The sequence below is a fragment of the Mariniflexile sp. HMF6888 genome (assembly GCF_044335535.1).
Lineage (GTDB): Bacteria > Bacteroidota > Bacteroidia > Flavobacteriales > Flavobacteriaceae > Mariniflexile.
Window position 1 is genome coordinate 211,610 of sequence record NZ_JBIQVZ010000004.1, and the last position, 13,747, is coordinate 225,356.

The window sequence follows — 13,747 nt, forward strand, 5'->3', positions numbered from 1 at the left end:
TATTTGGTTTGTATTTTCTAAAACATGCAACTAATCTAAATACATTGGTAACAAGCTGAAAACGACATTTCTTATCATAGTAAGTGTGAATAAATAATTTGTAATTAAGTTGGGAAATAATTATTAAACGAATTACCAAAACCGAGAATATTATCACATAATGAAAACAATTTTTGACAAAAAATAAAGGAAGAACTGATTGAAAGAATTGGGCAAATCAATGAAAAGAATAAAGCTGAATGGGGTAAAATGAATGTTTTTCAATGCTTAAACATAATGCTTATTGGAATGACTGGATTATAGGGAAAACTAACCATACTTATAAATAGGCTTTTATAAGGCAAAATTTTAGAAAAATAACGTTGAAAAAATGTTAAATAACTTCTACAACAAATTATAGCAATTGTTGTAAAATGTAAACCAAATCTTTTCTTTTAAAAGGTTTTTCAAGGAAAGCATCCATTCCATTATCCATGCAATTTTCAATATCCTCATGAAAGGTATTTGCGGTCGTCGCAATAATTTTAACAGGCTCTTTTCCATTTAAACTCTTTTCCAATCCCCTTATTTTCAGAGTTGCTTCTACACCATCCATTACCGGCATCCGTATGTCCATTAATATGACATCAAACTTATGCTTCTTAAATAGCTTAACAGCTTCCAGACCGTTTGTTGCCACTTCAACATGTGTCGACAATCCACTTAATGTTATTTGGGCCACTTTCATATTGACTAGATTGTCCTCTACAATAAGAAACCGTTTGTTTTTAAAGCTTATTAAATGGTTTTCGTTTTCTACACTTTCAAATTCTTTTTGCTCTTGTGGCATTCCCAAAACCTTTAAGATGACATTTAGCAGTTGGTTCATCTTAATGGGTTTGTTAAGACCCTTTTCAAAACCAATTTCATTCATTTCTGATGTTGGTATGGCATCAATGATTGAAGACAATAAAATCAATTTTAAACCACTTGTTCTTTGATCTGCCTTAATTTGCTTTGCCAATTCCTTTCCGCTCATACCGGGCATTTGGTAGTCAACCAGCACTAAATCTATGGATTTGCCTAAATGGCACTGCTCCTTAAAAAAGGATAATGCTTCAAAACCGTCTTTGAATTCAGAGACTTTTACATGCCAGGTTTCAAGATAATTTTTGAATATTAGCCTGTTGGTTTTGTTATCATCTACAATGGCAATGTGCTTACCTTGAAGTTGATCTTTACATAAAAACATATTATTGTTCTTAATTTCTTCAGATACAGCAAACTTACCTTTGAAAAAAAATGTAGACCCCGAGTTTGAAGAGCTTTCAAGGTCTAATTTACCGCCCATTAGGGTAACTAACTTCTGGGAAATGGCCAATCCCAATCCCGTTCCTCCATATTTTCTTGTTGTTGAAGGATCAACCTGAGAGAATGATTTAAATAACTTTTTTTGATTTTTTTTTGAAATACCAATACCTGAATCTTTAATTTTAAATTGTATTTCATGGATTCCGTTGGTTGTACCGACGTAGCTAACGTGAATAACAACTTCTCCTTCAGAAGTAAACTTAATAGCATTATTTACCAGATTGGTAATGATTTGCTTTAAGCGAACATAGTCTCCTCCAACAAATTCGGGAACTTCAGGGTCGATGTATGTTAATAAATCTATTGATTTTGACGTGGCATGGACTATATGAATATCTGCAACCTCTTCTATAACACTTCTAATATTGATAGGTACTATTTCTAATTCCATTTTACCAGACTCAATCTTAGAGAAATCCAAAATATTATTAATTAATGATAATAAAGTCTGTCCAGATTTCATTATAATATCCAGATATTCTTTTTGGGTGGAATCCAGTTTGGATTTACTTAATATATCGGCCATGCCAATAACACCATTCATAGGTGTTCTAATTTCATGTGACATATTGGCAAGAAACAAGCTTTTGGCCCGATTGGCTTCTTCTGCTTTTACCTTTGCCATTTCAAATTGTTGTTTGGTCAATTCTAATATGGTTACGTCTCGAGAGACTCCTACCAATCCTATCACTTTGGAATGTTCGTTCTTTATAGGGACTTTAGTTGTAGATACCCAAATGGTTTTGCCGTCTAAATTTTCTAGCTTTTCCACGTGGTTTATTATTTCCACATCGTTTTTAAATACTGATAAATCCTGTTTGTATAGTTCCTCTGCTGTTTCTTTTGAAAGATAATCTAAATCAGTTTTTCCTATCATTTCGTTCACATCTGTCTTTAAAAAAGAGGCAACGGCTTTATTTGCTCTAATGAATTTTGAATTCTTATCTTTGAAATAGATATAGTCAGGAACATTATCCATTAGTATCTGTAAGAGTTCTTTCTCCTTTTCAAGACTGTCTTCTAATTTTTTTTGTTTTGTAAAATTATGAGAAATTCCAACGAGTCCTATAACTTCATTTTTGCTATTAACAAATGGGATTTTTGTTGTTAATTCCCAAAACCGCTCACCGTTTTTTAAATAACTCTGCAGTTTATCTATAATGACGGATCGTTTTTTCATAATTCTTTGTTCGTCTTCAAAAGCTTCTTTGGCGTGAACGGATTCAAAAAAATCAAAATCGGTCTTTCCATACATTTCTTCAGGCGAGTTAAGTCCGAACATTTTTGATAAAGCCATATTACATCGGGTAAAGCGAGAGTCCCTGTCTTTAAAATAAATTCTGTCAGGAAGGTTGTCCATCAACAAATCCATGAATTTTTTTTCTTTACGAAGTTCGTTCCCTATTTTATATTCATTGGAAACATCCCTTGAGATACCAACCATACCTATAGAATGGCCTTTGGCATCCTTTAAAGGTATTTTTGTAGCTCTAACATATTTATCTACATTTGATGTCACAATATGCTCTAATTTATTGATTAGTGGGATGCCACTACTCATAAGACTTTGTTCGTCTTTATAAGATTCTCTGCCTTGGTTGCCATCAATAAAATCTTCATCACGTTTACCTATGGCATCTTCTGGAGTATTAACTCCCAAAGTAATTGCTTGTGCATGATTAATTTTTGTAAATCTGGACTCACTATCTTTGAAATATATAGCATCAGGAATATTGTCCATTAAAAGATTAAGGAATTGTTGGTTTTCTAATTGTTTACCGTTTTTGATCTCTTCTATATGATTCTTATTTTTAGGAATATCCACAGATGAAATAAAACTGTTATTAACCAATTTCAATTTTGAAAATAACTCAAATACGTCTGCTTTATTAAATGTATCAGGCAAACCATGTATCTGTAAATTTGGTGTTTTGGACAAACTTGTGGGCTTTCCTGAGATGATAATTGGAGTCTTGTTACTAATGATATCAATACAACTTGAAATTGCGTTGTCAAACTCTATGCTGTCAAATAATATAGCATCTGGTTTTAGTTGTTTTATAGCTATATTCAATTGGTTTGTTTCACTAAAAAAAAAGTAGGATAATCCGGTAGATTCTGGTAAACATTGTAGCAAAAACTTAAAATTGTCTTTGCAGTACACAAATAGGTTTTTCATTTTCTATTAATATTAATCACTATTTTAGAAAGTTATTTTATTATTAAATCTAATTGAATTTTCTATAAATATAGTAAAAATCCCCTCATTCATTTTCTTCAATATTTTTCTTCAGAGCAATCAAACTAGTTAAACTAATGGTACTGGGGGCTACCCATTAAGCATAATTCCATATCAGCTAATTTTGGTGATTCTGGAGGCAAGTGAGTTGCTAACCATAAACTATTGGGTTTACTAAGTGAGGAGTTTACATACGTAACTAAAGAAAAAGTTGTGATTAACCCTGACCCCTTTAAGGTTCGAGGTTATGTACGTCATACTGATTACCATAGTTTTTAATTTTATTTTATCAATGCTATGCCAATTTGTTATCTTTACAAATGGATGGTTGTTGACTTTAATGATATTCATGCTGTTTGAAGTAAGTGTTTTTATATGAAATATTTGAAGTTTTATACATGTACACTGATATATACAACGATCAACTCAAGTTTGTACCTACTTAAAAAATGATTTTTAAATTTAATGGCTAAAAATTTTCTTGAAACTTTCCTTCAAAATTATATGGTTCCCATATTAATGCTTTTGTTGCTTGTTCTTGTCATCATTATAGTATACCACAGATTGAGGTTTGTTTATCTTTCTTATAGAAAACGACAATATCATACAAAAATATCAGATGCGCTAACGGAATTAACATTCTCGGGTTATGAAGGGGAACTTTTAAAAGCAGAAGTTGCTAAATTCAAATCGCGTTTTCCTTATCACAAAAAATGGTTTAAAAAACTTTTGCTCTCCTCGGTTCTTGATTTAAGTTTAACCCTAAAGGGAGACTTGATTTATCAAGTAAGGGAAATTTATATGGCTTTTGAGCTACACAAGCATAGTTTGAAGCTTATCAAGCATCCTTATTGGTACATAAAATGTATTGGAATTAATCATTTTCAAACCATGAATTTTGTTCACGGTCAAAAATACATCAAATCTTATATAACGTCCAAAAATGTCATTTTACGATCCAATGCCTATATAGCGCATTTGTATCTTACAACGGAGTCATTTGACTCTTTGGTGGATTACCCAACTCCTTTATCAAGAGTTAATATGTATAAGGTGATTGATGTTTTATATATGAAACATGATACGATTCCAAAAAACATTGCTAGTTGGCTTGAAGCAAAAAATGAATCCATTGTTATTCTGGGTTTAAAAATCATGGTGTTTTACAATTACATAGCTGCTCCCGAAAAAATCGTGTCCTTATTGGACCATGAACAAATTAAGGTTAGGGAAGAAGCCATTCTTTCCATCGGAGAACTGTTTTTAATTGATGCTGAAGAAGCATTACACAGCCAATTTGATAAAGAAGGAAAGTTGCTAAAAATAGAAATTTTGAAATCTCTGACCGTTATAGGTAGCGAGACAAGTGTTTCGTTCATTACTAGCGTTTTAAAACGTAAACACATGGATAAGGATGTAAAGATGGAATTGTTAAGATCTTTGAAGTCTATTGATAATCAGTATTATGACACCCGTTTTATACTGGATTTGGAAATAGACAGTATGAAAGCTCACCTAAATTGTGCATATTTATGAACGACATGTACCACTATTTGTTGGGTTTACTTGATATCTATGAATGGTTTATAGTAGGCTATGCGTCATTTTATGTGATTTCTTATTTGGTTTTTGCGTTTCTTTCTTATGTTGCTATCAGGAAGTATGTTTTGATGAAGCATTACATCAATGAAGATATTTTATTGAAATCAAACGAGGCAATTGGGGTATCTATAGTGGCTCCGGCATTTAATGAAGGAGCAACCATAGTTCATAACGTAAAATCTTTATTGTCACTTTCCTACCCAAAATTTGAAGTGATTATTATCAATGACGGGAGTAGTGACGATACCTTAGAAAAACTTATCACCGAGTTTAATTTGGTTAAAGTCCCTTTCTTTTACCAGAGGCGGATAGAAACGGCTCCTGTAAGAGGACATTACAAATCTAAAAATCCAGTATATTCTAAGCTTTTGGTGGTAGATAAAGAAAACCGTAAATCAAAAGCGGATGCTTCAAATGTTGGGATCAATTCATCACAGTATCCCTTGTTTTTGTGTACAGATGTAGATTGTATTTTAAAACCCAACACCCTTGTGAAGCTTGTTAAACCTTTTATAGAAAGCAGAAGAAGGGTTATTGCTGCAGGAGCAGCCATACGAAGTTCGAATGCCAGTGAAGTTAATGAAGGCTTTTTAGTTAAAGTTCATTATCCCAACAAATGGTATCCAATGTTTCAGGAACTGGAATATGTGCGTGCTTTTTTGTTTGGTAGAATGGCTTGGAGTCAGTTAAATAGCCTTATTTTGGTTTCTGGGGGATTGGGTATGTTTGATAAAGAAGTGGCTATTGAAGCAGGTGGATACATGCATACGTCTTTGGGAGAGGATATGGAGCTCATCATCAGGATGCGAAAAGTGATGTATGATAAAAAGGAAAAATTTAAAATTAGCTATATTCCTGAGTCATTATGCTGGACAGAAGTGCCTCCAAATCTTAAAATATTAATGCGTCAGCGCATTCGTTGGGCGAGAGGCTTGATTCAGACGATGGTCATTCATAAAAAGATGTTTTTTAACCCTAAGTACGGTAGAACATCATGGTTTGCTCTTCCTTATTTTTTCTTATTTGAATTTTTAGCTCCCATTATAGAAGCCTTTGGTTTATTGCTTATCGTAGCAAGTTTGATATGGTCCTTTTTTTATACCGACATTATCAACTATGATTTTTTGTTATGGTCCATGCTTTTTGTTTACCTTTTTTATATCAACATCACCATTATATCCATTTTACTGGATGAATTGCTTTATAAAAGTTATGCAAACATTAGGGAAGTATTAAAGCTGATAGGCATGGCAATGATAGAGCCTGTATTCTATCATCCTGTGGTAGTTATGGCGGCATTAAAAGGGTATTGGCAATTTTTCTTAAAAAAAGAAGCTAAATGGGGCGTTATGGTGAGAAAAGGATTTACTGTTACAAAAAAATAAACATTTTGATATGAAGATGATTAAAATACCTCAATTTTCAAATAACATGTGTGCAGTTATAATTTGTCTGCTTTTATTTAGCTCTCAAATGTTATTTGCACAGCATATCAATACGGATAGTTTGCTCGTGCAGGCCTATAATTCTTTAAAACAAAAAGATTATACCTTAGCTTTAAAGCGTGCACATTTAGGTAAAAAGGTGAGTCCTGAGTATCTCGACTTTCAGGTCTTGATAGGTAGAATACATCAATTAAGAAACCAACCAGATAGCACAAGAATATACCTTAACAGGGTTTTAGATAAAAATCCAGCTTATGAAGAGGCCTTTTTATATTTAATTAATTTGGAATTGGAGACTAAGAATGATAAAGAAGCAGAAAAACTCATAAACAAGGCTATTGAAGTTCATTCAGATAATAAAACCTTTCAATTAAAGAAACTGCAGTTGTATCAATTGCAAGAAGACGTTGATGGTGAGCGGAAACATCTAAGCGAATTGTCGGCTCTTTATCCAGAAGATTCTGAAATACAACAACGCCTTTTTTGGTTGGATTCCCGTTTTAACAGTGACCGGATAGGTCTGCAATACAGCCTGACCAATTTTGATAGAGACGTAGTAGGACCTTGGCATCTTGGAGCTTTGCAATACATTGGTGAACGTAAATGGGGCTCGGTTATAGGTAGGGTTAATTATGCCCACCGGCGTTCAAATGGAACATTGCTATTGGACGGTATTCAGTTTGAAGGAGAATCATATTTCTATACAGGAGAGAACAGTTATGCCAATGTATCGGTAGGCTATTCTGATGATTTAGTGTTTCCAAAATGGCGCTTAGGCGCTTCTTATTTTCAGACCTTACCAAAGGGGTGGGAAGTCGATTTAGGCATGCGTTATACCCATGTAGCAGAGCAGGATATACCCGCAGGAACCTTGGGTGTCGGAAAGTATTTTGGTTCTTACTGGACGCATTTAAGATCCTATTTTCAGGAACAGAATGAAAATATCTATCCTGCATTTACTTTAACATCTCGTTATTATTACAACACACGTTTTGATTATGTCAATGTCATTCTTGGTTACGGTACTTCGCCTGATGAGCGTGTGATTCAGGCAGATTTAAACCAACGTGTTCAACTCAACTCCTTCAGAGCTGGGTTGGGTTATTACAGACAGTTTGGAAGGCATTTTATAACAGGTGTACAGGCTGTTTATAACCGTCAAGAGTACATGGAGGACAACTGGCAAAATGAGTTTGAAACCTTTGTAATGCTTCAATACCGTCTTTAACTTTTTCTTTCTTAATTTTTTGTTAGTGTACTAAAAACCGCTAAATTCATAAAAAAAAGAGTGTTGTATTTATGAAATTCACATAAAAAAACCTGTATATTTAAAATAATTTTATATATTTAGCATATTATAAAGTGTCTTTGCCCTAAGAGATTTTATATGGAGTACCCAAATCTATAATAACCTATGACCTATGAACCACGCAGAAAAAATTCTTGTCGTAGAGGATGATCCTCTGACATTACGCATCTTAAATTTCATATTAAAGAAAGAAGGTTACGCAGTTTCTAGTTCCCAAAACGGACTGGATGCGATAGAGCGTATGCAAGTTATTCAACCGGATTTAGTGATCACGGATGTTATGCTCCCACTAAAATCTGGGTTGGAAGTAACAAGTTATTGTAAGGATCATTTCCCACATGTACCAGTCATTGTTTTATCGGCATTGGGTGAGGAAGAAGGGACTGTTACCAAAGCCTTCAATCTTGGAGCTGATGATTTTGTTGCCAAACCATTTAATCCCAATGAGTTTTTACTTCGTGTGCGACGTTTTTTAACGAGAACGGAAGCGACTATTGCTGTTTAAAATACCATTATTGTTGTTGAGTAGTTGTTTGTTATGTTTTTGATAAAACACGAACCTCTATTAAAAGGATTGTGGCATGATACGAATACAGCATATGAAACGATTGTGACGCACTTACAAAAATGGCGAAAATGAACCACTTAAAATGAAAATTTTACAAGGCATAAAGGTTTTGTGATAATTTTGGTATACTCACTTTTATTCGCTTAAGGTTGTTTACTTTTTCCGATTTATACGATTCGTATAGAAAAATATTAACATTCAATATGGCATAGACCGATTTACTAGTAATTTAAATTATCAAAATTCTGGTCTTTATTTTGTGAAATTAAAAACTTCAGATTTTAGTACGGTACAGGAGGTTATAAAAAAATAAAAAATTATTAAATAGTTAATTTTAAAAAATCGTCTAAAAAGTAATTTTTAGGCGATTTTCTTTTTTTGGTTAGATTTAATGATATTATGCATATGAAAAAAAATACAGCCATATACAAAAGATTGCTAATTTTAGACTTTTGGGAAGTCTCATAAATAGAATTTTTGGTCATTGTCTCCGGAGACCATTTAAAACCCTGTAAAATAAAATTAAATATCAACAAACGGTACTTTTACAAATAAATCACCAATTAAAGCAACAAAATATAATCTGAACCGTTTTTTTAGATTAAAGATGTACTGATATTATATTCTCTTAAGTTTGTTTACCTTTTATGAAACACCCATGAAAATGGCACATACACGAGGATGATTATTTAGGGGTGTTCCATCTGACCAAATTAAAATAATAAATATAAACAGATGAAATCTCCCAAACATAGAATTACTTTTAAAGTTTTAATAGGCTATTTTATTCTTGGGGTTTTAGCAACTATCTCGGGTATTTTGGTGCTCTCAGAAATCAAAACGTTTACCCAATTGCAAAAACAAGATGTTTCAGATCGAAATAAAATTGTAAAAATAGGTAGCTTAATTGCTGACATTTACGAAAAGGAAAGTTTGGCAAGAGCTGCTATTCAATTGAACTCCGCAAAAAAATTCAATGAATACGTTCATGAAAATGAACAGTTGTTATTAAAAATAGACTCGTTAAACTTTATTGTTGACAATAATTCACAGGCATCTATTTTAGATAGTGTTAAATTGGTTATTGATATTAAACTAAAAAACATAACCGATTTAAAAAACCTAAAACTTAGTGACAATTCTGACGAATCTATAAATACAGCCATTAATAAGTTAAGTTCTATCGACCCACTTTTAGGCAAAATTTCTATTACAGATTTTGTTAAGCATCCTCAATTTCTAGATGAAAGGACACATCGAAACTTAGAAGAATATGTTAAAATACTTAATAAATACAATCCTAAAGATTCCATAAACAGTATTGATCAAAAACAGATAGATTCGTTATTGTCCATTTCTAAAAATATGTTACTGGAGGTCCAAAAGGAAAGTAACAGCAAACGTAGATCTTTGCAGAGAAAAGAACATGAACTGATTGAAAATGATTTAACCATTTCTAGAAAATTACGAGAATTGCTAAGTACTTTAGAAAAAGATATTATTCTATATACCAATAATATTAACAACCAAAGAGAAGAAACACTGAACCATAGTAAAAATATTATTCTCTTTGCCGCGGGTACTAGTTTTATCATCATCATTATTTTTTCTATTATATTTTTAAATGATTTTTGGAAAAGCCAACGCTACCGCAAACAATTGGAACTAGCAAACAAAACCACGTCTTCCCTTTTAAAGAGCAGAGAACAACTAATTTCAATGGTAAGCCATGATTTAAGAACCCCTTTAAGTACCATTACTGGTTATAGTGAATTACTACAAAAATCATCTTATAACGTTAAGGAAACAAATTATATTGAACACATACGTAACGCTTCAATATATATGGGGCAATTAGTAGATGATCTTTTGGAATTTTCAAAATTAGAAAACGATACCATATCTATTGAATCCATCCCATTCGATTTGGAAAATCTTATAAATGAAATTATCCAAAACGAAAAAAAGCTTGCCCAGGACAAACCAATAACCTTTTCAATAAAGTTTGATAAAACTATAGATCATCTCATTATTAGTGACCCTTTCAGAATAAAACAAATTCTATACAATTTGGTTACAAACGCTTATAAATTTACCAACGAAGGAACCATAGCGGTTGAGAGTCTTTTAAAAACTGATAATAACAAAAAGGTTCTTCAAATTTCTATAAGCGATACAGGAATAGGTATTAGTAAAGAGCAACAGCAAAATATTTTCAAAGCTTTTACTCAAGGAGATGATAATAAAGAAAACAAACAAAATGGTTTTGGGCTAGGATTGACCATTTCTAAAAAACTGGCTGAATTATTGGGTGGTAAGCTGATTTTAGAAAGTGAATTAGGAAAGGGAAGTACCTTTACTTTGAAAATTCCAGTAACGCTTTCTAATAAACCTTTAATCAAAAATAAGATTCCTAAAGCCGAATTCGCTTTTAATCTTAAAGCAATAATTGTTGAAGATGATGCTTCCATACAGCAACTATTGAGTGATCTTTTGAAGCAATACCATATAGAGTCTTATGTTTTTGACAATGCCCAAAAAGCTTTAGATACTATTGAAAACATTCCGTATGATTTGGTTTTAACAGATATTCAGCTTCCAAAAATGAATGGTATCCATTTTATGGAGGTTCTTAAGAAACATAGTTCATACAAGGATCAGCCTATAATAGCCATGACAGGAAGAACAAATCTGTCAATTGAAGATTATATTAAAAGTGGTTTTTCAGATGTATTAATTAAACCATTTAATACCAATAAACTTCAAAGTATTTTACAGTATTATTTTTATTCAATTTTATTAAAAGCCGATAGTAATCCCGTGAACGGTGATGCTAAAGAAACCAACGGGTTCAGCGTTGTGTCATTAGGTTCTTTTTTAAATAATGATGCTATTGCGATAAAAAAAACATTGCGTATTTTTTTAGAAGACACAAGAAAAAATATGTTGTTGTTAAAGCAAGCCAAAAAAGATAATGATATAGAAAGCATTAATAATATTAGTCATAAAATGCTTAGTATGCTTAAACAATTGGAAGTAAAAACACTCATTCCATTTTTAGAAACATTTGAGACCAGCACAACTATTGAAGACAAACTTTTTGTTGATTTTGAAAACGCCTTAAACAGCTTTATAACCACTTTGGAAGACTACATTAATTAAGACTGTATGCCTTCATTTTGTTATAAAGGGTTTTTCTGGTGATGTTTAATAATTTAGCTGCTTGCGTTTTATTGTTGTCAACTTCTTGTAAAACATTTATAATGAGCTCTTTTTCGTTTTCTTTGGTAGAAAATTTATTCAAAAAAACATTATTTCTTTGGGTGTGAACCAGTTCGTCTGGTAAAACATTTTTGTCTATGATATCAGTCTGTGTTAATAAAGTGGCTCTTTTAATGATATTGGATAGTTCCCGTAAGTTCCCAGGCCAATGATAATTTTGAAAAAGCGTTAACACATCTTTTGAAAACCCTACGATTGATTTGTTCAACTGTTTATTTGCCTTTTCCAAAAAGAAATCGGCATACAAAATCAAATCGTCATGTCTATCTTTTAAGTTAGGCACTTTTATGGAAAACTCATTTAAACGATGATACAAGTCTTCACGAAAATCTCCTTTTTCAACAGCATGCAATAAATCTTCATTGGTTGCAGTAATTAAGCGTATATCTACAAAAATTTCTTCGCTGCTTCCTATTGGTTTTACCATTCTTTCCTGCAATGCACGTAACAATTGCACTTGATTTTCATAAGTTAAATTACCAACTTCATCTAAAAATAGGGTACCTCCATTAGCTGCCTCAAAATGTCCGATTTTGTCATCTATGGCACCTGTGAAAGCCCCTTTTTTGTGTCCGAAAAATTCGCTTGAAGCAATTTCTTTTGGAATGGCTCCACAATCAACCGCAATAAATGGTTTATCTTTTCGTAGGCTTTTTAAATGAATGCTTTTAGCCACCACTTCCTTTCCTGTACCACTTTCGCCTGTTATCAATACAGACATACTTGTAGGTGCCACCAAATGAATATACTCTTTCAATGTTTTTGAAGCCGCACTTATTCCTTGAACAAAATCGGTATCAGAATTACCATTATTTTTTTTTGGTTTATCTTTAGGAGTAATAACATCAACTCTTTTTACTTCTAAAGCATTACTAATAACCTCCAAAACTTCACTTGGGTTGAAAGGTTTTGAAATATAATCGAATGCACCCTGTTTCATTGCCTGAACCGCAGTAGATACCTCGGCATAACTGGTCATTAAAACCACAGGAATATCATTATTACTTTTTTTTATTTGCTTTAGCAGGCTAATACCATCGCCATCTGGAAGACGCAAATCGGTAAAAACTAAATCGTAGTTTTGCTTTTTTAGTAGATTAGAGGCATTATGGATATTATAACTTAAATCAACCACATATTTATGGCGCTCAAGGAAATGCTTTAACATTTCGGAAAACGTAACATCATCTTCTATTAATAAGATATATTTCATAAAATGGAGCCTATTCTACAAAAATATTAAGATAACATAACATATACCTTTAAAAAAAGCATAAAAAAAAGGCGTTTTTAGTTAAAAACGCCCTTTTATCAATCGGATTATGGATATAATAGATGCTCTATTATTTTTATGCGCCAGTAACGGCACTTTCTTCTAGCCAGTTTCCATCTTTATCGGCATAAACTGTACTAGTGCTGCCATCAATGGTAAGCTCCAATTTGTATTGCTCACTACTATTTACATAAGCCTTGTTTATGGTAGCCGATGCAAAATCTTTCTCCACAGCATTGGTAACAGCAGCAGGTAATTTATCAATAGCAATTTCTTTGAATTCTTCATTCATTACAACACTAGTAGTTTCAACTGGTAAAATGTTGTTAGATAATGCAAACGTTGAAACGCCACTTGCTAAAATTGCTACGGTTAAAATTAATTTTTTCATGATTTTTAGGGTTTTAAATTTTTATTAATATTTATTTACGATTAGTATAAAGAAATAAATGTGCCATGAATAATAATTAAAAACAAAACACATGCAATTATCTTATTTTTAGATGATTACAGTGTTTTGCGTGTTTTGATCCTTAAATCGTTCGTGTATAAAAAGTGTGTAATTTCAGGATAGGGCGTGTAAAAATTACACCATTGTTTTTTCTGTAAAGAACAATATCATTATGTTAAATTTTGCTGTACTTATTTCTGTTCTATTTATAAGGAGTTAAACCAGCTA

Annotated in this window: 9 protein-coding genes; 6 read left to right on the top strand and 3 right to left on the bottom strand. The window is 32.2% G+C overall.

Annotated features, from left to right (window positions below; genetic code table 11):
• Positions 1-394 precede the first annotated feature (394 nt).
• Positions 395-3,529 carry a PAS domain-containing protein gene (locus ACGLWY_RS11905; protein ID WP_396619887.1) on the bottom strand — a complete coding sequence of 1,045 codons (3,135 nt, stop codon included), beginning with the start codon at positions 3,527-3,529 and terminating at the stop codon, positions 395-397.
• Between the two features lie 525 nt (positions 3,530-4,054).
• Here ACGLWY_RS11905 and ACGLWY_RS11910 point away from each other — a divergent pair.
• The 6 genes from ACGLWY_RS11910 to ACGLWY_RS11935 all read left to right on the top strand — a co-directional run bounded on the left by ACGLWY_RS11910 (position 4,055) and on the right by ACGLWY_RS11935 (position 11,675).
• A complete protein-coding gene (locus tag ACGLWY_RS11910) occupies positions 4,055-5,125 on the top strand; it encodes a HEAT repeat domain-containing protein (RefSeq protein WP_396619888.1) in 1,071 nt (356 codons plus the stop codon).
• The gene (locus tag ACGLWY_RS11915; protein WP_396619889.1) at positions 5,122-6,576 is read left to right on the top strand and encodes a glycosyltransferase family 2 protein; all 1,455 of its coding nucleotides are present in this window, start codon (positions 5,122-5,124) and stop codon (positions 6,574-6,576) included. Before ACGLWY_RS11910 ends, ACGLWY_RS11915 begins: the two co-directional genes overlap by 4 nt.
• 10 nt (positions 6,577-6,586) lie before the next feature.
• Entirely contained in the window at positions 6,587-7,864 is a 1,278-nt protein-coding gene (locus ACGLWY_RS11920; RefSeq protein ID WP_396619890.1) for a YaiO family outer membrane beta-barrel protein, read from the top strand.
• Between the two features lie 193 nt (positions 7,865-8,057).
• Positions 8,058-8,450, top strand: coding sequence for a response regulator transcription factor (locus ACGLWY_RS11925; RefSeq protein ID WP_396619891.1), 393 nt, complete (start codon positions 8,058-8,060; stop codon positions 8,448-8,450).
• Between the two features lie 271 nt (positions 8,451-8,721).
• On the top strand, positions 8,722-8,826 hold the full coding sequence (locus ACGLWY_RS11930) for a T9SS type A sorting domain-containing protein (protein ID WP_396619963.1): 105 nt from the start codon (positions 8,722-8,724) through the stop codon (positions 8,824-8,826).
• Positions 8,827-9,248: 422 nt separating this feature from the next.
• Complete coding sequence (locus ACGLWY_RS11935; RefSeq protein WP_396619892.1) at positions 9,249-11,675, top strand: ATP-binding protein; 2,427 nt, start codon at positions 9,249-9,251, stop codon at positions 11,673-11,675.
• On the opposite strand, the gene ACGLWY_RS11940 is transcribed toward ACGLWY_RS11935, so the two are convergent.
• Positions 11,668-13,008, bottom strand: a complete 1,341-nt coding sequence (locus ACGLWY_RS11940) for a sigma-54-dependent transcriptional regulator (RefSeq protein WP_396619893.1) — start codon at positions 13,006-13,008, stop codon at positions 11,668-11,670. The two genes, ACGLWY_RS11935 and ACGLWY_RS11940, sit on opposite strands and share 8 nt — an antisense overlap.
• A gap of 136 nt (positions 13,009-13,144) precedes the next feature.
• The gene (locus ACGLWY_RS11945) at positions 13,145-13,459 is read right to left on the bottom strand and encodes a hypothetical protein (RefSeq protein ID WP_396619894.1); all 315 of its coding nucleotides are present in this window, start codon (positions 13,457-13,459) and stop codon (positions 13,145-13,147) included.
• Positions 13,460-13,747 lie beyond the last annotated feature (288 nt).

What these genes read in the sequence shown, in the direction of transcription:
- ACGLWY_RS11905 (WP_396619887.1), bottom strand. Translation starts at nt 3,529, where the DNA reads ATGAAAAACCTATTTGTGTACTGCAAAGACAATTTTAAGTTTTTGCTA.
- ACGLWY_RS11910 (WP_396619888.1), top strand. Translation starts at nt 4,055, where the DNA reads ATGGCTAAAAATTTTCTTGAAACTTTCCTTCAAAATTATATGGTTCCC.
- ACGLWY_RS11915 (WP_396619889.1), top strand. Translation starts at nt 5,122, where the DNA reads ATGAACGACATGTACCACTATTTGTTGGGTTTACTTGATATCTATGAA.
- ACGLWY_RS11920 (WP_396619890.1), top strand. Translation starts at nt 6,587, where the DNA reads ATGAAGATGATTAAAATACCTCAATTTTCAAATAACATGTGTGCAGTT.
- ACGLWY_RS11925 (WP_396619891.1), top strand. Translation starts at nt 8,058, where the DNA reads ATGAACCACGCAGAAAAAATTCTTGTCGTAGAGGATGATCCTCTGACA.
- ACGLWY_RS11935 (WP_396619892.1), top strand. Translation starts at nt 9,249, where the DNA reads ATGAAATCTCCCAAACATAGAATTACTTTTAAAGTTTTAATAGGCTAT.
- ACGLWY_RS11940 (WP_396619893.1), bottom strand. Translation starts at nt 13,008, where the DNA reads ATGAAATATATCTTATTAATAGAAGATGATGTTACGTTTTCCGAAATG.
- ACGLWY_RS11945 (WP_396619894.1), bottom strand. Translation starts at nt 13,459, where the DNA reads ATGAAAAAATTAATTTTAACCGTAGCAATTTTAGCAAGTGGCGTTTCA.